Origin of the sequence: Amycolatopsis silviterrae (assembly GCF_042684085.1) — a bacterium.
GTDB lineage: Bacteria > Actinomycetota > Actinomycetes > Mycobacteriales > Pseudonocardiaceae > Amycolatopsis > Amycolatopsis silviterrae.
Window position 1 is genome coordinate 75,417 of the sequence record NZ_JBHUKS010000008.1, and the last position, 21,023, is coordinate 96,439.

General features: G+C 69.3%; 23 protein-coding genes. 16 read left to right on the plus strand and 7 right to left on the minus strand.

Features of this window, described 5'->3' with window-relative positions; translation table 11 throughout:
- Positions 1 to 31 precede the first annotated feature (31 nt).
- On the minus strand, positions 32 to 2,323 hold the full coding sequence (locus tag ACFSVL_RS12285) for a (Fe-S)-binding protein (protein WP_378303535.1): 2,292 nt from the start codon (positions 2,321 to 2,323) through the stop codon (positions 32 to 34).
- Positions 2,324 to 2,492: 169 nt separating this feature from the next.
- Between ACFSVL_RS12285 and ACFSVL_RS12290 the strand changes: the two genes are divergently transcribed.
- Genes ACFSVL_RS12290 through ACFSVL_RS12320 form a run of 7 tightly spaced genes read left to right on the plus strand, consistent with a single transcriptional unit; the run spans position 2,493 to position 7,302 of the window.
- Entirely contained in the window at positions 2,493 to 2,819 is a 327-nt protein-coding gene (locus ACFSVL_RS12290) for a DMT family transporter (RefSeq protein ID WP_378303537.1), read from the plus strand.
- A complete protein-coding gene (locus ACFSVL_RS12295) occupies positions 2,816 to 3,376 on the plus strand; it encodes a TetR/AcrR family transcriptional regulator (protein WP_378303539.1) in 561 nt (186 codons plus the stop codon). Before ACFSVL_RS12290 ends, ACFSVL_RS12295 begins: the two co-directional genes overlap by 4 nt.
- 22 nt (positions 3,377 to 3,398) lie before the next feature.
- Entirely contained in the window at positions 3,399 to 3,824 is a 426-nt protein-coding gene (locus ACFSVL_RS12300) for a GNAT family N-acetyltransferase (RefSeq protein ID WP_378303541.1), read from the plus strand.
- Positions 3,825 to 3,879: 55 nt separating this feature from the next.
- Positions 3,880 to 4,284: a GntR family transcriptional regulator gene (locus tag ACFSVL_RS12305; protein WP_378303543.1), complete on the plus strand. Its 405-nt coding sequence runs from the start codon at positions 3,880 to 3,882 to the stop codon at positions 4,282 to 4,284.
- Entirely contained in the window at positions 4,281 to 5,162 is an 882-nt protein-coding gene (locus ACFSVL_RS12310; protein ID WP_378303545.1) for an ABC transporter ATP-binding protein, read from the plus strand. Before ACFSVL_RS12305 ends, ACFSVL_RS12310 begins: the two co-directional genes overlap by 4 nt.
- Complete coding sequence (locus tag ACFSVL_RS12315; protein WP_378303547.1) at positions 5,162 to 6,142, plus strand: transporter; 981 nt, start codon at positions 5,162 to 5,164, stop codon at positions 6,140 to 6,142. Before ACFSVL_RS12310 ends, ACFSVL_RS12315 begins: the two co-directional genes overlap by 1 nt.
- 17 nt (positions 6,143 to 6,159) lie before the next feature.
- Positions 6,160 to 7,302 carry an alpha/beta hydrolase family protein gene (locus ACFSVL_RS12320; protein ID WP_378303549.1) on the plus strand — a complete coding sequence of 381 codons (1,143 nt, stop codon included), beginning with the start codon at positions 6,160 to 6,162 and terminating at the stop codon, positions 7,300 to 7,302.
- Here the strand turns inward: ACFSVL_RS12320 and ACFSVL_RS12325 are convergent.
- The gene (locus ACFSVL_RS12325) at positions 7,254 to 7,757 is read right to left on the minus strand and encodes an NUDIX hydrolase (protein ID WP_378303551.1); all 504 of its coding nucleotides are present in this window, start codon (positions 7,755 to 7,757) and stop codon (positions 7,254 to 7,256) included. The genes ACFSVL_RS12320 and ACFSVL_RS12325 overlap by 49 nt on opposite strands.
- Position 7,758: 1 nt before the next feature.
- Positions 7,759 to 8,298: a YbhB/YbcL family Raf kinase inhibitor-like protein gene (locus ACFSVL_RS12330; RefSeq protein ID WP_378303553.1), complete on the minus strand. Its 540-nt coding sequence runs from the start codon at positions 8,296 to 8,298 to the stop codon at positions 7,759 to 7,761.
- Positions 8,299 to 8,875: 577 nt separating this feature from the next.
- On the opposite strand from ACFSVL_RS12330, the gene ACFSVL_RS12335 reads away from it, so the two are divergent.
- From ACFSVL_RS12335 to ACFSVL_RS12365, 7 genes are all read left to right on the plus strand, one after another.
- Complete coding sequence (locus ACFSVL_RS12335; protein ID WP_378303555.1) at positions 8,876 to 9,652, plus strand: DUF4097 family beta strand repeat-containing protein; 777 nt, start codon at positions 8,876 to 8,878, stop codon at positions 9,650 to 9,652.
- A 19-nt stretch (positions 9,653 to 9,671) separates the two neighbouring features.
- Positions 9,672 to 9,887: a hypothetical protein gene (locus ACFSVL_RS12340; protein WP_378303557.1), complete on the plus strand. Its 216-nt coding sequence runs from the start codon at positions 9,672 to 9,674 to the stop codon at positions 9,885 to 9,887.
- A complete protein-coding gene (locus ACFSVL_RS12345) occupies positions 9,884 to 11,290 on the plus strand; it encodes an alpha/beta hydrolase (protein WP_378303559.1) in 1,407 nt (468 codons plus the stop codon). Before ACFSVL_RS12340 ends, ACFSVL_RS12345 begins: the two co-directional genes overlap by 4 nt.
- A 187-nt stretch (positions 11,291 to 11,477) precedes the next feature.
- Complete coding sequence (gene dnaK, locus ACFSVL_RS12350) at positions 11,478 to 13,346, plus strand: molecular chaperone DnaK (RefSeq protein WP_378303561.1); 1,869 nt, start codon at positions 11,478 to 11,480, stop codon at positions 13,344 to 13,346.
- Positions 13,343 to 14,050 carry a nucleotide exchange factor GrpE gene (gene grpE, locus ACFSVL_RS12355; protein ID WP_378303563.1) on the plus strand — a complete coding sequence of 236 codons (708 nt, stop codon included), beginning with the start codon at positions 13,343 to 13,345 and terminating at the stop codon, positions 14,048 to 14,050. Before dnaK ends, grpE begins: the two co-directional genes overlap by 4 nt.
- Before the next feature lie 33 nt (positions 14,051 to 14,083).
- Positions 14,084 to 15,268, plus strand: coding sequence for a molecular chaperone DnaJ (dnaJ, locus tag ACFSVL_RS12360; RefSeq protein ID WP_378303565.1), 1,185 nt, complete (start codon positions 14,084 to 14,086; stop codon positions 15,266 to 15,268).
- A 5-nt stretch (positions 15,269 to 15,273) separates the two neighbouring features.
- A complete protein-coding gene (locus ACFSVL_RS12365) occupies positions 15,274 to 15,708 on the plus strand; it encodes a heat shock protein transcriptional repressor HspR (protein WP_037808901.1) in 435 nt (144 codons plus the stop codon).
- 505 nt (positions 15,709 to 16,213) lie between these two features.
- Here ACFSVL_RS12365 and ACFSVL_RS12370 read toward each other — a convergent pair.
- Positions 16,214 to 16,780, minus strand: coding sequence for a TetR/AcrR family transcriptional regulator (locus ACFSVL_RS12370; RefSeq protein ID WP_378303567.1), 567 nt, complete (start codon positions 16,778 to 16,780; stop codon positions 16,214 to 16,216).
- 83 nt (positions 16,781 to 16,863) lie between these two features.
- Here ACFSVL_RS12370 and ACFSVL_RS12375 point away from each other — a divergent pair, with 83 nt between their 5' ends.
- The gene (locus ACFSVL_RS12375; protein WP_378303569.1) at positions 16,864 to 17,796 is read left to right on the plus strand and encodes an SDR family oxidoreductase; all 933 of its coding nucleotides are present in this window, start codon (positions 16,864 to 16,866) and stop codon (positions 17,794 to 17,796) included.
- Here the strand turns inward: ACFSVL_RS12375 and ACFSVL_RS12380 are convergent.
- Positions 17,793 to 18,452: a response regulator gene (locus tag ACFSVL_RS12380; protein ID WP_378303571.1), complete on the minus strand. Its 660-nt coding sequence runs from the start codon at positions 18,450 to 18,452 to the stop codon at positions 17,793 to 17,795. The genes ACFSVL_RS12375 and ACFSVL_RS12380 overlap by 4 nt on opposite strands.
- The gene (locus ACFSVL_RS12385; RefSeq protein ID WP_378303573.1) at positions 18,445 to 19,503 is read right to left on the minus strand and encodes a sensor histidine kinase; all 1,059 of its coding nucleotides are present in this window, start codon (positions 19,501 to 19,503) and stop codon (positions 18,445 to 18,447) included. Before ACFSVL_RS12385 ends, ACFSVL_RS12380 begins: the two co-directional genes overlap by 8 nt.
- Before the next feature lie 134 nt (positions 19,504 to 19,637).
- On the opposite strand from ACFSVL_RS12385, the gene ACFSVL_RS12390 reads away from it, so the two are divergent.
- The gene (locus ACFSVL_RS12390; protein WP_378303575.1) at positions 19,638 to 20,336 is read left to right on the plus strand and encodes a hypothetical protein; all 699 of its coding nucleotides are present in this window, start codon (positions 19,638 to 19,640) and stop codon (positions 20,334 to 20,336) included.
- Here the strand turns inward: ACFSVL_RS12390 and ACFSVL_RS12395 are convergent.
- Positions 20,315 to 21,022, minus strand: coding sequence for a dienelactone hydrolase family protein (locus ACFSVL_RS12395; RefSeq protein ID WP_378303577.1), 708 nt, complete (start codon positions 21,020 to 21,022; stop codon positions 20,315 to 20,317). The two genes, ACFSVL_RS12390 and ACFSVL_RS12395, sit on opposite strands and share 22 nt — an antisense overlap.
- Position 21,023: the final 1 nt, after the last annotated feature.

The following is a 21,023-nucleotide window of genomic DNA, read 5'->3' on the forward strand; positions in this document are numbered from 1 at the left end:
ATGCCAGGGGCCGTCGTCAGGGAACAGAACCTCAGTCGTCGCCCTCGGGAAGCGGCGTTCCGGTCGGCTTCTCGTCGGTCGGGACGTCCGGCTTGGCCGACAGCTCCGCGTCCGATTCGTCCAGCGACGGCGCGCCCGAGGCGACCAGCGCCGGCTCCGGCTTGCGCTTCACCGCGGTGAGCAGCAGCTGCGCGACGTCCACGACCTCGACCTTCTCGCTCGCCATGCCGTCGCTCTGGCGCGAGGTGACGCCGTCGGTGAGCATCACGCGGCAGAACGGGCAGCCGGTCGCGATCTTCGACGGGGCGGTGCCGAGCGCCTCGTCCACGCGCTCGACGTTGATCCGCTTGCCGATCTTCTCTTCCATCCACATCCGCGCGCCGCCCGCGCCGCAGCACATCGAGCGGTCGCCGTGGCGCGGCATTTCGCGCAGCTGCGCGCCGGACGCGCCGACGAGTTCACGCGGTGCGTCGTAGACCTTGTTGTGCCGGCCCAGGTAGCAGGGGTCGTGGTAGGTGACGTCCTCGGCGACCGGCGCGACCGGTGTCAGGTGCTTCTCCCGCACCAGGCGGTTCAGCAGCTGAGTGTGGTGTACGACGTCGAACTGGCCGCCAAGCTCCGGGTACTCGTTGGCGAGGGTGTTGAAGCAGTGCGCACAGGTGACGACCACCTTGCGCGCCTTGCGTTCCCGGCCCTCGAACACCGAGTTCAGCACCTCGACGTTCTGCTGTGCCAGCATCTGGAACAGGAACTCGTTGCCGGCGCGGCGAGCCGGGTCACCGGTGCAGGACTCCTCCGAGCCGAGCACGGTGTACTTGACGCCCGCGATGTGCAGCAGTTCGGCCACCGCGCGGGTGGTCTTCTTCGCGCGGTCCTCGAACGCGCCGGCGCAGCCGACCCAGAACAGGTACTCGGCGTCGCCCAGGTCGCCGTCGAAGACCGGCACCTCGAAGTCGAGGTCCTCCGTCCACTGCAGACGGTCCTTGGCGTTCTGGCCCCACGGGTTGCCCTTGTTCTCCAGGTTCTTGAACATGCCGTTCAGCTCCGTGGGGAACGACGACTCGATCATCACCTGGTAGCGGCGCATGTCGACGATGTGGTCGACGTGCTCGATGTCCACTGGGCACTGCTCGACGCACGCACCGCAGGAGGTGCAGGACCACAGCACGTCCGGGTCGATGACGCCGCCGTCGTCCCCGACGAGCGCCTTCTGCGACTCAGCGATCGCGAGGACGTCGATGCCCGCGTACATGTTGTCGCCGGACAAGCCGACCTCGTCACCAGCCATGTCGCGCTTGCCGCCTGCGAGCAGGTACGGCGCCTTCGCGTAGGCGTGGTCGCGAAGCTGCGTGATGAGCAGCTTCGGCGACAGCGGCTTGCCGGTGTTCCACGCCGGGCACTGCGACTGGCAACGGCCGCATTCGGTGCAGGTGGAGAAGTCCAGCCAGCCCTTCCAGCTGAAGTCCTCGATCGCGCCGACGCCGAAGGTGTCCTCGTCCGGGTCGGCCTCTTCGAGGTCGAGCACCTTGCCCTTGCTCATCATCGGCTTGACCGCGCCGAGCGCGACGCCGCCGTCGGCCTCGCGCTTGAAGTAGATGTTGAAGAACGCGCTGAACCGGTGCCAGGCGATGCCCATCGTCATCGTGCGGGCCACGACGATCAGCCAGACCGTGGCGCTCATCAGCTTGATGAAGGCGAACACCGACACCATCGCGGCGCTGGACGGCAGCAGCTCGCTGAGCGGGTTCGACACGAACGCGGCCCAGGTCGGCGTCTCGTGGACGTGCATCGCGGCCTTGCCCGCGCGCACGCCGATGATGCCGATGCCCTCGACGATCACCACGGCCTCGACGAAGTAGGCCCACTTGAAGTTCGAGCCCGCGAAGCGCGACAGCCGGTCGGCCCGGCGCGGGTGGTTCAGCTGCCGGATGATCGCGAGCGCGACGCCGCCGACGACCGTGCCGACGCCGAGCAGCTCCATCAGGAGGCTCCACAGCGACCAGTCCTCGAGGATCGGCCAGCCCCAGGTCGGGACGAACACCTCGCCGTAGGCCTCGAACAGCGCGAGCGACCCGATCAGGAAGCCCCACATGACCAGCCAGTGCCACGGGGCTACCTGGCGGAACTTCGCCATCCGCGTGTGCGCCGCGAACTCCTTGACCAGGGTGATCATCCGCGGCACAAACGGGCCGTTGCGCGTCGCGTCGGGCTGGCCGAGCTTGATCACCCGCACGAAGCGGGCAATGGTCGCGATGAACATTCCCCAGGCGACGATGCCAAGGAGGACGGAGATCCCCCCGAGCGTCAGCTGTACAGCGCCCATCGTCGGGTGCCTTTCGTCCGGTGTGGTGGTGCCGCCGCGCGAGCGCGCCGGTGCCGAGCAGGGTAACGCTTCTTACTGATGGGTAACCGGTCCGACGGTCCCAAGTCCCACCGATGTGGTGCACGCCTCGCTAGCAAGTGGGACGATCGTTCAGGTACTTTGTTGAGCTATGGGTGCTTACTTGTACCTCGCTTTGGCCATCGCCGCAGAAGTGACCGCCACTGTTTCGCTCAAGCTGTCCGAGGGCTTCTCCAAGGTGACGCCGTCGATCCTGGTGATCGTCGGGTACGGGCTGGCGTTCTTCGCGCTGTCGCGGGTGCTGAAGCTCGGGCTGCCGATCGGGGTGGCCTACGCGATCTGGGCCGCGGCGGGCGTGGCGCTGGTCGCGCTGGTCGGCGTGCTGTTCCTGAAGGAGCCGATCAACCTCGCGGTGATCTCCGGACTGGTGCTGGTGGTCGGCGGGGTGGTGCTCATCGAGGTCGGGAGCCAATCGTGAAAATCCAGACCGACGGCCGCAAGGTCCGCGGCGAGAAGCGGCGGACGGAGATCATCGAAGCGACCCTGCGGGTGATCGAACGCGACGGCGTCGCCGGGGTCACGCACCGCACGGTCGCCGCCGAGGCCGGCGTGCCGACCACGTCCACGACGTATCACTTCTCCTCGCTGGACGACCTGCTCGTGGCCACGCTCATCTCGTGCGCGCGCGACATGGCGACCGAGGTGTACTGGATGATCGACCGCGCCCGGTCCCGCGGCAGCCGCGGTGCCGAGGAGGTGGCCGGCCTGCTCGCGGAGGCCCTCGGCCCCCGGCGCGGCCGGACGATGGCGGAGTACGAGCTGTACCTGCTGGCCGCGCGCAAACCCGAGCTGCGCCCGGCCGCGCGGCGCTGGCTGGACGTGCTGACGTCGATGGTCCGGCACGACGACGAGGTCGCCTTCCGGGTGTTCCTCGCGGGGATCGACGGCCTGCTGATCCAGGGCCTGATCGACGACGAGCCGCCGTCCGCGGACGAGCTGCGGCCGGTGGTGGATTACCTGCTCAAACCCGCTTGACGCCGCTGATTACGTTGCGGCCATGAGGACTGTGGGTGCTTACGAGCTGGACGACGACGTGTCCCGGGTGGATCTCGATGTCGTGTGGGAGTTCATGGCCACCGAGGCGTACTGGGCCCGGTGGCGGACGCGGGAGCAGGTCGAGCAGCAGGTGCGGACGGCCTGGCGGGTCGTCGGCGTGTACGAGACGGCAAGCGGTCGTCAGGTCGGGTTCGCGCGGGCGTTCTCCGACGGGGTCGCGATGGCGTATCTCGCGGACGTGTTCATCGCGGCGGACGCGCGCGGCGCCGGGCTGGGCAAGGAGATCGTGCGGGAGATGATCGACAACGGGCCAGGCGTGAACTTCCGCTGGATGCTGCACACGTCGGACGCGCATGACCTGTACCGGAAGTTCGGCTTCGCCGAGCACTCCGAGGGGCGGTACCTGGAGCGCGAAGGGGTCCACTGAGCAGGCTGGTCGACACGGTTCCTCCATTTATCTATAGTGCTAGGTAGATAGATAAATGGAGGAACTAGTGATCGAGTTCCATCTGGACGCCGCGTCGCGGCTTTCGCCCTATCAGCAGCTGGTCCAGCAGGTGCGGCACGCGCTGCGGCTGGGGCTGCTGAACGAGGGCGAGCAGCTGCCGAAGGTCAAGGACGTCGTGGCGCAGCTGGTCATCAACCCGAATACGGTGCTCAAGGCCTACCGGGAGCTGGAGCACGACGGACTCGTCGCGGCCCGCCCCGGCGTCGGCACCTTCGTGACGGCGACGCTCGCCGGACCGCCGCCCGCCGTCGTCGGCTCGTTGCGCCGGGACCTGCAGAAGTGGCTGGTCAAAGCCCGGCTGGCCGGTCTCGACGGCGAGGGTATCGAGGCGTTGTTCACGACTACCTTGCACGGCACCGCCAAGGGCGAAACGGCGTGACGGCCGCACTGGGGGCACGGACGCTGGGCAAACGGTACGGCCGGAACTGGGCGTTGTCCGGCTGCACGCTGGACATTCCGGCGGGCCGGGTCGCCGGGCTGGTCGGTCCGAACGGTGCCGGGAAGTCGACGCTGCTGAACCTCGCGGCCGGGATGCTGACGCCGACGACCGGCACCGTCGAGGTGTGCGGCGGCGTGCCCGGCAGCGGGCCGGAGCAGCTGGCGAAAGTCGCTTTCGTCGCGCAGGAAACGCCGGTCTACCCGGGGTTGACCGTCGCCGAGCACCTGCGGCTCGGGGCGCGCCTCAATCCGCGGTGGGACGACGCGCTGGCCCGGGCTCGGATCGAACGCTGGGGGCTCGACCCGAGCCGGCGCGCGGGGAAGCTGTCCGGCGGGCAGCGGGCCCAGCTCGCGCTCACCCTCGGCATCGCGAAACACCCCGAACTGCTGTTGCTGGACGAACCGGTGGCCGCGCTCGATCCGCTGGCCCGGCGCGATTTTCTGGCCGGACTGATGGAGATCGTCGCCGAGGACGGCGTCAGCGTGGTGCTGTCCTCGCATCTGGTCGCCGATCTGGAACGCGTCTGCGATCACCTGGTCGTGCTCGTCGGCGGCGAGGTGCGGCTGGACGGCGAGGTCGACGAGATCCTGGCGACGCATCGCAGGCTGAGCGGGCCCCGGCGCGACGTGGCCACGCTGCCGGCGGATCAGCACGTCGTCTCCGCGAGCCATACCGACCGGCAGTCTACCGTGCTCGTCCGCACTTCGGAGCCGATTCTTGATCCACAGTGGACGGTCAGTGAACTCGGTCTCGAAGACGTCGTGCTCGCTTACCTGAGCGGCGATGCCGGGCGTCGGCCAGCATTGGCGGCGCTCTGATGATCTGGCTTTCCTGGCGGCAGTTCCGGCTTCAAGCACTCGCGTTGTACGGCCTGCTCGGTGTCCTCGCGGCGATCCTCGTGCTCGTCGGACGGCCGAGCCCGGGCGACGGACCGCTCGCGGCCACTGACGGCCTGCTGTACTACGGCGGGGTCATCGTGCTGTACGCACTGCCCGCGGTCATCGGTGTTTTCTGGGGCGCGCCGCTCGTCGCCCGCGAGCTGGAGGCGGGCACGCATCGCCTGGTGTGGAACCAAACCGTCACCCGGACGCGGTGGTTGAGCACGAAGCTCGCCGTCGGTGCGCTTGCCGCGGCGATCGCGGCTGGGGCGCTCAGCCTGGCCGTCACGTGGTGGTCGAGTTCGATCGACAACGTGGTCACTGATGCGCGTACGTACTCCGTGCGTCTCTCGCCCGCGATCTTCGGCGCTCGTGCCATCGTGCCGATCGGCTATGCCGTTTTCGCCTTCGTGCTCGGGGTTGTGGTCGGCGTGCTGGTGCGCCGGACGCTGGTGGCGATGGCGGCTACGTTGGCGATCTTCGCGGTCGTCCAGCTCGCTGTGCCGTTCTTTGTGCGCCCCCACGTCTTTCCCGCGACTGAGCAAACCGTGCCGATCACCGCGTCGAACATCGCGCGGATGGGGCTCACCAACAAGGGCGAGTTCGAATTGCTGACTGTGTCCGGGCCCAAGGGTGCATGGATGCTGTCCAACGAGACTGTCGACCGAAGCGGTCAAGTGGTCAAGCCGCCGTCCTGGCTCGCGGAGTGCGTTCCGCCGCCCGGCCGCACCGCTAATCGCCCGCTGCCGTCCGAGGAGTGCTTCGCCAAACTCGCCGGAGACGGTTACCGGCAACGGATCGTTTACCAGCCCGCAGAACGGTTCTGGCTGTTGCAGGACATCGAGACGGCGCTCTTCCTCGCGGTTTCCGCGCTGCTGGCCGGGCTCGGCCTCCGCTGGATCCGCACTCGGCTTTCCTGAACGGACAAGGAAATCTCATGAAAAAAGCGCTCTACGGATTGGCGGTTGCTGCCGTGTTGCCGCTCGTGACCGCCGCCGCGGACCCGGCACCGGCGGCGTTGCCCGCGCCGACCGGCCAGTCCCCCGTCGGCACCACCTCGCTGTACCTCAAGGACACCTCCCGCCCGGACCCGTGGGCGAGCGGGGTGAACGCGCGGGAGCTGATGGTTTCCCTGTGGTACCCGGCGAAAACGGCGACCGGGCGGCCTGCCGCGTACCTCACTCCCGACGAATCCCGGCTGCTGCTCGAAGACGGCGGAATCACCACCGTGCCGCCGGACATCCTGAGCCGGACCCGGACCAATGCTTCGATCGACGCTCCGGTCGCGGGACGGCGACTGCCGCTCGTCGTGCTCTCGCCCGGATTCAAGAAACAACGCGGCACGATGACCGCGCTGGCCGAGGATCTGGCGAGCCACGGCTACGTCGTCGCCGCGATCGACCACACCTACGAGAACGTCGGACAGTCCTTTCCGGACGGTCGGGTGACCACTTGCGTCGCCTGCGACTATCCCCGGAGCCTTGAGTTCTGGCAGAAGGTGGAGCGGGGCCGGGCCGCGGACGTCTCGTTCGTGCTGAACCAATTGACCGATCCACGGCCGAAGTGGCGCGGTTCCGCCCTGATCGACCCGTCCCGGATCGCCATGGCGGGCCACTCCGTAGGCGGCGCGAGCACCATCCCCGCGATGCTGACGGACGCGCGCATCCGGGCCGGAATCGACATCGACGGCACGACCGACGAACCGATCCCGGACGGTACGGAGTTGTCGCGGCCGTTCCTGTTCCTCGGCAAGACGGCGACGTACACGCCGGGCAGCGGCCGTCCCGAGGCGATCACCTGGGAGCGCGACTGGAAGCACCTGACCGGGTGGAAGCGCTGGCTGCTGGTGACCGGCGTGGTCCACCAGTCGTTCACCGACCTCGTCGCGCTCGGCGACCAGATCGGCCTCGATTTCGGCGCGGAGCAGCCGGGCGCGCGGACGGTGGACATCACCCGCACGTATGTCCGGGCGTTCTTCGACCAGCATCTGCGGCATCGGCCGGACCCGGTGCTGGACCGGCCGTCGCCGCGCTATCCGGAGGTGCTGTTCTGCTCGGTGGAGCCGCCGGGCTGCCGGTGAACCTGCAGCGCCCGGGCGACGACGTCCCTGATCAAGGTGTCGTCCGGCGCGCAGTTCTCCCGTAGTGACTCCAGGTCCTCGGTGCCGGCCCAGGTGTAGCGCGAGTGCTTGTCCCATTCCAGGACCGGACGCGAGAGGTCACCGTCCACTTCGATCAGGAAGTAGGCACCGGTCACCTTGACGCCGTCGTTGTCCGGCCAGTGGAAGCGGCCGAGGTCGCGGACGATCCGGCGCAGCCGCCATCCGGTCTCCTCGGCGACCTCGCGGGCCAGCGCCTCGACTGGCGTCTCGCCGTCCTCGACGTGCCCGCTCACGACGTCCCACGTGTTCGGGTAGAGACGCCGGTCCGGGCCGCGGAGCTGGACGAACGCGCGTCCCTCGCCGTTGAGGACGACCGCGCCCACCACATCGGGTCGCGGTCGCTCAGGTGCGACCGCGACCCCCGGCTCCGCCACTTCAGCCCTTGTTCTCGTAAACCGGCACCAGCGTCGCCCGGCCCAGGGTGTGGCCGAACAGGTTGAACCCGAGGAACGCGGGCGTAGCGTCCTCCGGCACCTCCAGCGTCTCGACGTCCAGCGCGTGCACCACGAAGAAGTACCGGTGCGGCCCGTGTCCGGGAGGCGGCGCGGCACCCAGGTACTGCTTCACCCCACCGTCACCCTTAAGCGTGATCGAGCCGGAAGGCAGCCCCGACCCGGCGGCGTCTCCGGCCCCGGACTCCAGCGAAGTCACCGAAGCCGGGATGTTGAACACCGCCCAGTGCCAGAACCCGCTGGCGGTCGGGGCGTCCGGGTCGTACGACGTCACCGCGAAGCTGCGGGTGCCTTCCGGGAAGCCTTCCCACGACAGCTGCGGCGACCGGTCCTCGCCGCCGGCTCCGAAGATGCCCGACAGGTGCGGCTGGGCCAGGGTCTCGCCGTCGGCGATGTCCGTGCTGCGCAGCGTGAACGAGGGAACCGACGGCAGGTAGTCGTACGGATTGGGCGGCTGGGGCATGGGTTCCTCCTGATCAACGGGGCTCTCCGGCCGCCAGGTTAGGACCCCGGGTTGAGCGACGCCGCCTCAGGGATGTTTCGGGGTGCGTTCCGTGCGGGTCTCCTTGCGGATCCCACGCCAGTAAGGAGGCCGCGCGAGGCGTACCAGACCACTGACTGTCTACAAAGGACGCCAGAGATGACGAAATGCCCGATTGATGCCTGCATGCCCGTATCTGAAGGTCCGTGAAGGGAACCCTGAGGGAATCAGAGTCCGTGAGGGTTCCCCTCACGGACGGCTAAACCCGCTCCTGCCGACTCGTCGGCTCGCCAAGCGCGGCACCGGCCGTGGCCAGCCCCTTCGACCTGGACAAGAACGAGCCTCAACGGCACCCACGGCGCCGCCTTAAGCTCTGGCATCGGACTCCGAGGCTCGCAAGGAGTCCTTCGCGGACGTGAAGATCCGGCCGCCAGGTCAGGACCCCGGGTTGAGCGACGCCGCCTCAGGGATGTTTCGGGGGGTTTACCGGATGTCCCCGGGGGCCCGCTCCTTCTAACGTCTCTGGGGACAGCCGAGAGTGGTACTGAGGGGAACTGACATGGCACGCCCGCTTCTGGCACTGGCCGGCATCGCGGTGATCGGCGTTGGGGTGGCGATCGGATTCGGCGGGTGGGGGTTCGGGTCCACGGTGTCGCGGGACGCGACGCTGACGCAGGAGATCCGCGGGGTGAAGCTGGAGAACGGGTCCGGCGACGTGCGCATCCGCACCGCGGCCGGCGCGGCTCGCGTGCATCAGACCCTGCGGTACCACTTCAGCGGCGAGCCCGGCGACGCCTACCGCGTCGAGGGCGACCAGCTGGTCATCCTCGACTGCGGACGCAACTGCACCGCCGACATGGAGCTGATCGTCCCGCCGGGCATTCCGGTCACGGGCAGCTCCGACTCCGGCACGCTGGACTTCGCGGGCGTCGGCAGCGTCGACGTCACCGCCGATTCCGGACGGGCGCAGATGCGGGACATCCCGGGGCTGGTCAAGCTCCAGCTGGACAGCGGCGGGACGGAACTGCACAACGTCGGCGAGGTGCGGGTGCACAGCCAGTCCGGCCGGATCGAGGGCGACGGCGTGCGCGGGCCGGTCGACGTCGCCGCGGGCAGCGGGCGGATCGAACTCACGCTGACCCAGCCCAGCAACGTCAAGGCACAGGCCGATTCCGGCCGCGTCGAGCTGACCGTGCCGCGCAGCGGTTCCTACCAGGTGACCGGCAGCAGCGACAGCGGGCACCGCAGCATCGACATTCCGCAGAACTCGGGTCCGGACGCGAAGACGCTCGATGTCACGACTGACAGCGGCAGCGTCACCGTCAAGGCCGTCTGAAGGGGAGAGCAGACACATCATGCGCAAAATCGAGACGCGGCTGCTGGCCGCGGTGCTGGCGGGCGCGGTGGGGGCGTTCGCGATCACCGCGGCGATCGGCCACTCGCCTGAACCGCAGGCCACGACGCCGGTCGCGGTGGTGGAGGTGCCGGTGCAGCAGGGGGTCGTCCGGAACGCGGAGACCGTCGTGCTCCGCACCGCGGCGGAGGACCGGGCACAGGTGCGGCGGGCATGAACCTGGCCGCGGCTGTACTGGCCGTGCTTCCGCTGGTCAGCGCGCCGGCTCCGGCGCTGACCTGGACGCCGTGCGGGACCGAACAGGAACCGACGGCGCAATGCAGTCAGATCGAGGTGCCGATCGACCGCGCCCACCCGGAAACCGGCACCGCGCACATCCCGCTCACCCGGCTGCCCGCGGCCGACCAGTCGCACCGGATCGGTTCGCTGCTGGTCAACCCGGGCGGGCCGGGCGGGTCCGGGGTCGGCTTCGTGCGGTTCGGCGGGCTGGACCCCACGGTCATCGGCTCGGCGCGGAAACCGTTGCGGGACCGCTTCGACATCGTCGGCTTCGATCCGCGCGGGGTGTGGTTCAGCGACCCGAAGATCAGCTGTGACCAGTCGAAGCTGTACGACCCGAAGATCGGGCTCTTTCCCAGCACACGCAAGGAGTACGACGCCTTCGTCGCGCACAACCGCGCGGCGGGCGAAGACTGTCTCGCCAAGACCGGTCCGATGCTCGGGCACGTAGACACGCAGAGCGCCGCCGAGGACATCGACGCGATCCGCGGCGCGCTCGGCGAGCAGAAGATCTCTTGGCTGGGCGTCTCCTACGGCACCGAGCTGGGCGCGGTGTATGCGTCGAAGCATCCGGACCGGGTGCGCACGATGGTGCTCGACGGCGCGGTCGACCACTCCCGGCCGATGCGGCAGGCGATGGTCGAGGAAGCCGCGGCCACCGAGGATGCGTTGCTGCGATTCGCCGCGTGGTGCGATCGCTCGACGGACTGCGCGCTGCACGGCAAGAACGCGCTCGCCCGCTACGACGACCTCGTCACCCACGGCGCGTACGCGAAAGCGTTGGGCCGCAAGGCAACCGGTGAGGAACTGGCCTCCGGCGCGTACGGCTTCCTCTATCTGCCGTCCCAATGGCCGAGCCTGAGCCAGGCGCTGGCGGACCCGGACGCGAGCACGCTCGCCCAGCACTCGCAGTTCGCGGCCCCGACTTACGGCGCGTACCGCTCGATCGGCTGCCAGGACTTCCCGTCGCCGTTCACCGGTCCGGCGGACCTGCGCGCGGCGGCACGGACGATCCGCGCCGTGGCCCCGCACAGCTGGCGGTACACCGAGTACTGGGACCTCTCCGCGGGCTGCACCGGATGGCCGCTGCCCGCGCGGAACCCGCCGCAGCCGCATCCGGTGCACGGCGCCCCGCCGATCCTCGTCGTGGGCGGCGCGCACGACCCGGCGACCCCGTTGCCGTGGGCACGCGGGCTCGCCGCGAGCATCGACGGATCGGCGCTGCTCACGTACCTCGGCGACGGCCACACCGGACTGCTCAACTCCGAGTGCGTGCGCAAGGCCGAGGCCAGCTACCTGGTGAGTGGCGTCACACCACGGCGGGGCGAATTCTGCGGGTGAACCCGGGAACAAGTTCGGGTGGTTGCCCGTTATCCTGAGAGCAAGGTTGAGTGCGGTCGGCTCAAGTCTGAGGGACCGAGTCGAGCGCGAGACCGGCGGAACCTGCTAAGAAGGTACTCAAGAGTGCCTCGAAACCGCAGGTCACGAACATAGCATCAGTACTGGACAGAACACGAGAGGAAGCACCATGGCGCGAGCGGTCGGCATCGACCTCGGCACGACCAACTCGGTCGTCGCCGTCCTTGAGGGCGGCGAGCCGACGGTCATCGCCAACTCGGAAGGCTCCCGTACCACCCCGTCCATCGTCGCCTTCGCCAAGAACGGCGAAGTGCTGACGGGCCAGCCGGCGAAGAACCAGGCCGTCACGAACGTCGACCGCACGATCCGGTCCGTGAAGCGGCACATCGGCACCGACTGGAAGACCGAGATCGACGGCAAGGGCTACACGCCGCAGGAAATCAGCGCCCGCGTGCTGATGAAGCTGAAGCGCGACGCCGAGGCGTACCTGGGCGAGGAGATCACCGACGCGGTGATCACCGTCCCGGCGTACTTCGAGGACGCGCAGCGGCAGGCCACCAAGGAGGCAGGCCAGATCGCGGGCCTGAACGTGCTCCGCATCGTGAACGAGCCGACCGCGGCCGCGCTGGCCTACGGCCTGGACAAGGGCGAGAAGGAACAGACCATCCTGGTCTTCGACCTCGGCGGCGGCACGTTCGACGTCTCGCTGCTGGAGATCGGCGAGGGCGTCGTGGAGGTGCGCGCCACCTCCGGTGACAACCACCTCGGCGGCGACGACTGGGACGAGCGCATCGTCACCTGGCTGGTCGACAAGTTCAAGGCCACCAACGGCATTGACCTGACCAAGGACAAGATGGCGCTGCAGCGCATCCGCGAGGCGGCCGAGAAGGCGAAGATCGAGCTGTCCAGCTCCAACTCCGCCAGCATCAACCTGCCCTACATCACGGTGGACGGCGACAAGAACCCGCTGTTCCTCGACGAGACGCTGTCGCGCGCCGAGTTCCAGAAGATCACCTCGGACCTGCTCGAGCGCACCCGCCAGCCGTTCAACAACGTCATCCGGGACGCGGGCATCGCGGTCGGCGACATCGACCACGTGGTCCTCGTCGGCGGTTCCACCCGGATGCCCGCGGTGTCCGAGCTGGTCAAGGAGCTGACCGGCGGCCGCGAGCCGAACAAGGGCGTGAACCCGGACGAGGTCGTCGCCGTGGGCGCCGCGCTGCAGGCCGGCGTGCTCAAGGGCGAGGTCAAGGACGTCCTGCTGCTCGACGTGACCCCGCTGTCGCTGGGCATCGAGACCAAGGGCGGCGTCTTCACCAAGCTGATCGAGCGCAACACCACGATCCCGACCAAGCGGTCCGAGATCTTCTCGACGGCGGACGACAACCAGCCGTCGGTGCAGATCCAGGTGTTCCAGGGCGAGCGCGAAATCGCCGCGGCGAACAAGAAGCTCGGCATGTTCGAGCTGACCGGTCTTCCGCCCGCCCCGCGCGGCGTGCCGCAGATCGAGGTCACCTTCGACATCGACGCCAACGGCATCGTGCATGTGACCGCGAAGGACCTCGGCACGAACAAGGAGCAGTCGATGACGATCACCGGCGGCTCCGCGCTGCCGAAGGACGACATCGACCGCATGGTCAAGGACGCCGAGGCGCACGCCGAAGAGGACAAGAAGCGCCGCGACGAGGCCGAGACCCGCAACCAGGCCGAGACGCTGGTCTACCAGACCGAGAAGTTCGTCAAGGACAACGAGGACAAGCTGCCCGAGGACCTCAAGGGCAAGGTGAAGTCCGCGATCGACGAGGCGAACGAGGCGCTCAAGGGCACCGACTCGGCCAAGATCCGCGAGTCCATCGAGAAGCTGAACACCGCTTCGCAGGAACTGGGCAGCGCGCTGTACGCGAACGCCGGTGCCGAAGGCGCCCCGGGCGCTGAGGGCGCGGCCGGTGCCGCTGGTGCGGCCGGCGGCGACGCTCCGAAGTCGAAGGCGGACGACGTGGTCGACGCCGAGATCGTGGAAGAGGACGAGAAGAAGTGACCCCCCGCCACTCCGAGACCGAGGGCACTGGCCCCGAGGAACCGGTAGTCGTGCGGGATCGGCGACGGGTGGACCCGCAGACCGGCGAGGTCCGCCCGCCCGCCGCGGAGGAGACTCCGGCCGGTGAGGAGCCCGCGCAGCACGCGGGCCCCTCGCTGGGCGATTCCGTGGACGAAGCCGTTCCGGCCGCGTCCGACGTCGAGAAGCAACTGTCCGAGCGCACCGCCGACCTGCAGCGTTTGCAGGCGGAGTACGCGAACTACCGCAAGCGGGTCGACCGCGACCGCGAGGCCGTGGTGCAGGGCGCGAAGGCGTCCGTGGTCGGCGATCTGCTGCCGCTGCTGGACGACCTCCAGCGCGCGGAGCAGCACGGCGACCTCACCGGCGCGTTCAAGGCGGTGGCCGACAAGCTGGTCTCCAGCCTGGAGCGGTCCGGCCTGGAAGCGTTCGGCGCCGAGGGCGAGGAATTCGACCCGAGCGTCCACGAGGCCGTGCAGCACAACACGTCCCCGGACGTGAAGGGCCCGACGGTCACCCTCGTCATGCGCCGCGGTTTCCGTTTCGGCGACCGGGTGCTGCGGGCGGCGCTGGTCGGCGTGACCGACCACGAGCCCGGCGAGGCTCCGGCGGAACCGCCGGTGGACGGGTCGGTCGGCGGCGAACTGCCGCTCGACGGTTCGGTCGATGAGTCCGGCCAGCAGTAACAATCGGTTTGCAGCGAAAGGAGGAGACACCCGATGAGTGCTCGGGAGTGGATCGGCAAGGACTTCTACAAAGAGCTGGGTGTCTCCTCCGACGCGACCGCGGACGAGATCAAGAAGGCCTACCGCAAGCTGGCCAAGGAAAACCACCCGGACGCCAACGCGGGCAACACCGCGGCCGAGAACAAGTTCAAGGCCGTGTCCGAGGCGTACGGCGTGCTGTCCGATCCGGCCAAGCGCAAGGAGTATGACGAGGCGCGCACGCTCTTCGGCTCCGGCGGCGCGGGCGGTTTCGGCGGCTTCCCCGGTGGCGGCGGAGCAGGTGGCTTCGACATGAGCGACCTGTTCAACCAAGCGGGCGCACAGGGTCAGCAGGGCGGATTCGGCGGCCTCGGCGACATCCTCGGCGGCATTTTCGGCCGTGGCCGGGGCGGTGCCGCCGGAGCGACGGCGAACCGGCCGCAGCGCGGCGCGGACGTCGAGACCGACGTGCGGATCGACTTCCTCGAGTCGGTCAAGGGCGCGACGCTGCCGTTGCGGCTGTCGAGTCCGGCCACCTGCAGCACGTGCGGCGGCAACGGCGCGAAGCCGGGCACGTCGCCGCGGGTCTGCCCGACCTGCAGCGGGTCCGGCTTGGTCAGCCGCAGCCAGGGCGCGTTCGCGTTCTCCGAACCGTGCCAGGACTGCCGTGGCCGAGGCAAGATCATCGACGAACCGTGCCCGGAGTGCGCTGGCGAGGGCATCAGCACCCGCACCCGCACGCTCACCGTGCGCATCCCGCCGGGCGTGAAGGACGACCAGCGAATCCGGCTGGCCGGCCAGGGCGAACCCGGCCGCGGCGGCGCGCAGGCGGGCGATCTGTACGTGCGCGTGCACGTGGCCCCGCACAAGCTGTTCGGGCGCACGGACCTCAACCTCACGCTCACCGTGCCGGTGGACTTCACCGAACTCGCGCTGGGCACCACCGTCACGGTGCCGACGCTCGAAGGCAAGGTGTCACTGAAGGTGCCCGCGGGTACCGCGAGTGGCCGAGTGTTGCGCGTGCGCGGAAAGGGCATCCAGAAACGGGACGGCGCGCAGGGCGACCTGCTGGTCACGCTGGAAGCGGCGGTCCCGGCGAAGCTCGACGACAAGGCACGGTCGGCACTCGAGGCCTACGCCGAGGCGATGAAGGGCCACGACCCGAGGCCTGAGATCACCGAGTTGCTCGAAGGCAGGTGAGGGTGATGTTCGGCGGCAATCCGGGACTCCCGCACGGCGCGGACGAGGACACCCCGGTGTTCGTGATTTCGGTGGCGGCCCAGCTTTCCGGGCTGCACGCGCAGACCCTGCGCTCCTACGACCGGCACGGCCTGGTCTCGCCAGGCCGCACCGCCGGCGGCGGACGGCGCTACTCGCTGCGTGACATCGCCCTGCTGCGGGAGGTCCAGCGCCTCTCGCAGGAGGACGGGGTCAACCTGTCCGGCATCAAGCGCATCATCGAACTGGAGAACCAGGTCGACGCGCTGCAGTCCCGGGTGCACGAGCTGACCGAAGAACTCGCCGCCGCCTACGCGGCCGCCGAACAAGCCGCTGCTGCGGTGCATGCGTCTTATCGCAAGGACCTGGTGCCGCTGCGGCAGACGACCTCGCTGGTGGTTTGGAAGCCTAAGCGCCGTTGAAGGTGTCGTGAGTGGCGATCGCGGTTCTAACCGTGATCGCCACTCACGAGAACCCAAGCCCCTCCCAACCGCCGGAGGGGCTTTTTTCTGCCCCTCCCGGCCCCGCACGGCAGGCATCCTCCTCGGCAGGCCGCGCCCCCCGGGTGGCAGGCCCCCTCCTCGGCAGGTGCCCCGCGCCACCGCGGCGGCAGGCCCAGCGCCGCGGCCTTAAGTCGGCGTCACCGGAGCGGTTGAGACGCGGTCCGCCCAGGCCGAAGCGACCGGCGGCCGGGGCGGAGTTTGTTGTCTGTGAAGGCCTCCTTGAGGGAATCAGATTCCCTCAAGGAGGCCCTCACAGACTTGCAGAAACGTTCACCTGGGTATCAATCGGGCATTTCGACGGTGTCGTCGTCCTTTGTGGACGGTCGGCAGGCTGAGGTCGCGCGGCTTAAGGCGCTGGCATCGCGGCAGGCCCCACATGGAAGGCCCCGCACCCCTCCCGACCGCAGCAGCCCCGCCCACTGCCCTACCGGACCCCCGCCCCCAACTCCCGCAAATCCGCGAACGCCTCGTCCAGATACTCGTCCAACCCCCGCCCAGGCTCCCCGATCCAAGCCTGCGTCGCGTGGTGAAACGTCGCCCACCCGACCTGCGCCGCCAACCGCGCCACCCGATCCTCCACCCCTCGCTCCCGCAACGCCTCCGCCAGCGCCTCCGCGAGCATCGCCGCCTTGGCCAGGTTGCGTTCCCGCAGCGTCGGCGTCGCCGCGATCAGATCGCGCCGGGGCTCGGCGAACGGGAGGTTCCGCTCCATAATCCGCCCGGCCTTCTTAAACGCCCGCAGCAGGATTTCCAACGGCGCAAGACCTTCCGGGGCGGAGGCGACCGACTGGGTGAGGTCCGAGCGCAGGTCGGCTTCCCCGTCGAAGAGCACCTCTCGCTTGTCCGGGAAGTGCCGGAAGAACGTGCGCTCGGTGACACCGGCCCGCGCCGCGATCTCCGCCGTGGTCGTCTTGTCGTAGCCGTTTTCCCGGTACAGCTCCAGCGCCGCCTGCTTGAGGCGACTGCGCGCTTCCGCTCCGGACCGTGGCACGTCGTGAGCCTACCCGGCGGTCGCGCTAGTGACAGTCACTGTCGCTACAGGGTAGAGTCAGTGACTGACACTAAGGAGCTTTCATGCACGTCTTCGTCACCGGCGGATCCGGCCAGACCGGCCCCGCCGTCGTCGCTGAGCTGGTCAGGGCCGGGCATTCGGTCACCGGCTTGGCTCGTTCGGACACTTCCGCCGCCCGGCTGGCATCGCTCGGCGCGACGCCGCACCAGGGTTCGCTCGACGACCTCGACAGCCTGCGCCGCGGTGCCGAAGCCGCCGACGGCGTGCTGCACATGGCGCAGGGCGGCAGCTACGCCGATCCGGACGACCTCATCCGCCGCGACTGCGAGGCGATCGACGCGCTGGGCCAGGCGCTGGTCGGCACCGGCAAACCGTTCGTCAGCACGTCGGGCACCTTGGTCATGAAGGCCGACCAGATCAGCACCGAACTCGACCCGGCCGATCCCGATTCGGTGGCCTACTTCCGGATTCCGGGCGAGCAGACCTGTCTTGGCTTCGCTGACCGGGGCGTCCGGGCCAGCGTCGTGCGGCTGGCGCCGACCGTGCACGGACCGCGCGACCACGGCTTCATCCCGGCGCTCATCGCGGGCGCACGCCGGGCCGGGGTCTCGGCGTTCATCGGCGACGGCACGAACCGTTGGCCAGCCGTCCATCGCGATGATGCGGCGGTGCTTTTCCGCTTGGCACTGGAGAAAGCGCCTGCGGGGAGCGTGCTGCACGGGGTCGGCGAAACCGTCGAGATCAAGAGTGTCGCGGAGAAGATCGCGCAGCTGCTGGATATCCCCACGGCATCTTTGACGTTCGAAGAAGCCGCCGTACACCTCGGGAACCCGTTCCTGGCAAGGTTCTTCTCGCTCGACGTGCCTGCGTCCAGTGCGCACACCCGACAGCTGCTGGCTTGGCAGCCGAACCACCCGACGCTGCTGGAGGACCTGGAGACGGGCGACTACTTCACCCCGGAAGCCAGCGAACGCGCCGAGGCGGTGTGGCGCTAGTTCCGCGCCCGCACCAGGCCGGATTCGTACGCGACGATCACCAGCTGCGCGCGGTCCCGGGCGTCGAGTTTCGCGAGCAGTCGTCCGACGTAGGTCTTCACCGTCGCCATCGAAAGCTGCATCCGCTCGGTGATTTCCACATTGGACAGTCCACTTGCGACTAACGTGAGCACCTCGCGTTCCCGTGGGGCAAGGGCGGCGACGTCCGCGCGCGGCGGGGTGTCCGGGATCCGGGCGAACTGCGCGACCAGCCGCCGGGTAATGGACGGGCCGAGCAGCGCATCCCCCGCCGCGACCACGCGCACCGCCGCGCACAGGTCGGCCGGGTGGGTGTCCTTGAGCAGGAACCCGGTCGCTCCGGCACGCAGTGCGGCGAACACGTGCTCATCGAGGTCGAACATGGTCAGCACCAGCACTCGCACGTCCGGGGCGCGCTCGCCGATCAGCCGGGTCGCCTCGATTCCGTCCATTACCGGCATCCGCACGTCCATCAGCACCACGTCCGGCTTCTCCGCCACGGCCAGCTCGACCGCTTCGGCCCCGGTCGCGGCTTCGCCGATCACGGTGAAGTCCGGTTCGCTGTCGAGCAGCAGCCGGAAACTCCCGCGCAGCAAGGCTTGATCGTCCGCGACGACCACGCGGATCTGGTCAGCCATCGGCGCACCGGAGGGTGGCGGCGACGCGGAACCCGCCGTCCGGGCCGGGGCCGGCGATCAGCTCGCCGCCGTAGAGGGCGACGCGTTCGCGCATGCCGGTCAGCCCGTGGCCGAGCCGGAGTTCGCCGATCGGTGCCGTGCCGTCGTCGGTGACCTGGATCCGGATCTCGTTCGCGCCGACCGCCACGACCGCCCGGCAGCTGGCTGGCGCGGCGTGTTTCACCACGTTCGTCACCGCCTCCTGCACGATCCGGTACGCGGCCAGCGCGACCGGTTCGGGCACCCGCGCGGTGCCGAGGACGGTCAGCTCAACGTCGACACCGGTCTGTCGCGCGCGTTCGGCCAGCTCCGGCAACGCGGTGAGCGGGTCCGCCGGGGTCTCGTCGGCGTCGTCGCGCAACACGTGCAGCAGCCGGCGCATCTCGCCGAGCGCCGCGCGGCTGGTCGCTTCGATCACCCGCAACGCGTCGCGCGCTTCCTCCGGCCGGCTGTCCGCGACATGGTTGGCGACGCCCGCTTTCACCGCGATCAAGCCCATCCCGTGCGTGACGACGTCGTGCAGTTCGCGCGCGATCCGGACGCGTTCGTCGACCAGGATCCGGTGCTCGCGCTGCCGTTCCTGACGCGCCGCTTGCGCCCGCTGGGACCGGACCGCTTCGGCAAGCCCCCAGGTAAGCAACGCCAGCGGGACGCCGAACGCGTACCACCACTGCCCGACCACCGCGGTCGCCGCCGACACGACCGCAAGCCCGGCCGCCGCAGGCAAAGCGCGTGGCGGGCGCACGAGGTACAACACCGCGGCCGCGCCGACGAAGGGATCCCAAAGCAGTCCGAAAGCCGCTGCGGCCGCGGAAACAACCACCGTGCCGAGCAAGAGCGGCACCGGAGCCCGGCGGCGCATCAGGACCGCGGCGGCGATGAGCGTCGCGATCACCGCGGACACGGGCAGCCGCCAGGGCTCTTCGTCGAGCAGCAGGTTCCCGGCGAGCCCGACGTCCGCGACGAGGAGACCTGCCGCCAGCGCGACGTCGCTCACTCGCAAAGGGGACATAGCACCACGTTAGCCAGTGTGGCGGGCGCGCACATCGTGCTGTGGTGGGTCATCCCGTGGTTTAGTTCCGTGGCGTGGAACTGTCCGCCCCGGACCGATGTGCGCGGCGTATCCGGCCGGGCACGGTGAGCGGCATGTCGACCTTTCCCGGCCCTCGCCTCGGCGGAGCGGCGCTCGTCCTCGGTCCGGTGCTCGTGCTCGCCGGCGTGCTGCTGCGCCTGCCGTACCCGTTCTTCTTCCCGCACCAGCTAGCCGCTTCCGTGCAGCATCCAATCCAGATGACCGCTGCGGGTGTCTGCTTCCTCGCCGGTCAGGTGGTGCTTCTCTTCGCAGTGTCCACAGTGGTCCGACAGATCGCCGTGAAGCAGCCGCGCTGGGCGGCGTGGTCCGGCGCGCTCGTGCTGATCGGCCTGGCGGAGCGGGTCTTCCACGCTGGATTCGACCAAGCCGCAATGGATCTCGCTCACCATCGCGGAGCCGACTACGCGACCGCCTTCGTGGCGGAGGCGTACGGCGACCTGCACCTGTTCAGCTTCTTGTCGTTCACGATCATGTTCGGCTGGCCGCTGCTCGGTTTCGCGGCCTATCGCGCCGGAGTGCTCGGCCGGGTGCGCTCCGTAGCCCTCGCCGCCGCGACCGTCATGCCGCTCGGGGTCCTGAAAGGAACGACGGCGTGGTCGATCGTCGCCGCCGTCGGGCTGTGCGTGGCTTTCGTGCCGTCCGGGATCCGGCTACTGGCGCAAGCCCAGCAGACGGATCGCCGCACCGTCGGCCTCGCGTGTCTTGGCGCGGTCGCGGTCGGCGCGCTCGGTTACTTGAGCACGCTGGGCTGAAGATGCTCCTCGAAGAACGCCATGACGCGGTGCCAGGCGTCCGAGTCCGAAGGCGCGTGATAGCCCATCCCGGTGACCTTCGCGAGCGCGGCCAGCGGTGCGGGCCGGTAGTGGTTCGCGAAGCCGTGCCCGGCGTCCGGATATTCCTTGACGTCGTGCGGGATTCCGCGTTCGGTGAGCGCTGCGTCGAGCTTGGCCGCCGCACCGCGCAGGGAGAAGTCCTTGCCGCCGAAGCTGCCGACGATCGGGCAGGCACCGTCCAAAGCGGACAGATCCTTCGGCAGCGCTCCGTAGTACGGCGCGGACGCGTCGAAGTCCCGGGAGGCGGCCACCAACGCGAACCCGCCGCCCATGCAGAAACCGACGACGCCGACCTTGCCGGTGGCGTCTTCCCGGCCGGCGACGAGCACCCGTGCCGCCTCGATGTCCGCGAACGCCCGGCCCTCGCGGGCGAACAGGTCCTGGAAAGTCCGCTTCACGCAACGGATCATGCCGCCGCGCGAGTACAGATCGGGGCTCAGCGCGAGATAGCCCGCGGCCGCGTACCGGCCGGTGATCTCGCGCGCGTCCTGGTTCAGCCCGAGCACGTCGTGGATCAGCACCACGGCCGGGAACGGCCCGTCGCCGGACGGCACCGCCAGATAGCCGCCGATTTCCCCGTCCGCCACCGGAATCCGGATGTCCATG

Bases quoted from the DNA above. Each gene is read 5' to 3' on its own strand.
- ACFSVL_RS12285 (WP_378303535.1), bottom strand. From the start codon at position 2,323: ATGGGCGCTGTACAGCTGACGCTCGGGGGGATCTCCGTCCTCCTTGGC.
- ACFSVL_RS12290 (WP_378303537.1), top strand. From the start codon at position 2,493: ATGGGTGCTTACTTGTACCTCGCTTTGGCCATCGCCGCAGAAGTGACC.
- ACFSVL_RS12300 (WP_378303541.1), top strand. From the start codon at position 3,399: ATGAGGACTGTGGGTGCTTACGAGCTGGACGACGACGTGTCCCGGGTG.
- ACFSVL_RS12305 (WP_378303543.1), top strand. From the start codon at position 3,880: ATGGAGGAACTAGTGATCGAGTTCCATCTGGACGCCGCGTCGCGGCTT.
- ACFSVL_RS12315 (WP_378303547.1), top strand. From the start codon at position 5,162: ATGATCTGGCTTTCCTGGCGGCAGTTCCGGCTTCAAGCACTCGCGTTG.
- ACFSVL_RS12320 (WP_378303549.1), top strand. From the start codon at position 6,160: ATGAAAAAAGCGCTCTACGGATTGGCGGTTGCTGCCGTGTTGCCGCTC.
- ACFSVL_RS12330 (WP_378303553.1), bottom strand. From the start codon at position 8,298: ATGCCCCAGCCGCCCAATCCGTACGACTACCTGCCGTCGGTTCCCTCG.
- ACFSVL_RS12335 (WP_378303555.1), top strand. From the start codon at position 8,876: ATGGCACGCCCGCTTCTGGCACTGGCCGGCATCGCGGTGATCGGCGTT.
- ACFSVL_RS12340 (WP_378303557.1), top strand. From the start codon at position 9,672: ATGCGCAAAATCGAGACGCGGCTGCTGGCCGCGGTGCTGGCGGGCGCG.
- ACFSVL_RS12345 (WP_378303559.1), top strand. From the start codon at position 9,884: ATGAACCTGGCCGCGGCTGTACTGGCCGTGCTTCCGCTGGTCAGCGCG.
- dnaK (WP_378303561.1), top strand. From the start codon at position 11,478: ATGGCGCGAGCGGTCGGCATCGACCTCGGCACGACCAACTCGGTCGTC.
- dnaJ (WP_378303565.1), top strand. From the start codon at position 14,084: ATGAGTGCTCGGGAGTGGATCGGCAAGGACTTCTACAAAGAGCTGGGT.
- ACFSVL_RS12365 (WP_037808901.1), top strand. From the start codon at position 15,274: ATGTTCGGCGGCAATCCGGGACTCCCGCACGGCGCGGACGAGGACACC.
- ACFSVL_RS12375 (WP_378303569.1), top strand. From the start codon at position 16,864: ATGCACGTCTTCGTCACCGGCGGATCCGGCCAGACCGGCCCCGCCGTC.
- ACFSVL_RS12380 (WP_378303571.1), bottom strand. From the start codon at position 18,452: ATGGCTGACCAGATCCGCGTGGTCGTCGCGGACGATCAAGCCTTGCTG.
- ACFSVL_RS12385 (WP_378303573.1), bottom strand. From the start codon at position 19,503: ATGTCCCCTTTGCGAGTGAGCGACGTCGCGCTGGCGGCAGGTCTCCTC.
- ACFSVL_RS12390 (WP_378303575.1), top strand. From the start codon at position 19,638: ATGTCGACCTTTCCCGGCCCTCGCCTCGGCGGAGCGGCGCTCGTCCTC.
- ACFSVL_RS12395 (WP_378303577.1), bottom strand. From the start codon at position 21,022: ATGGACATCCGGATTCCGGTGGCGGACGGGGAAATCGGCGGCTATCTG.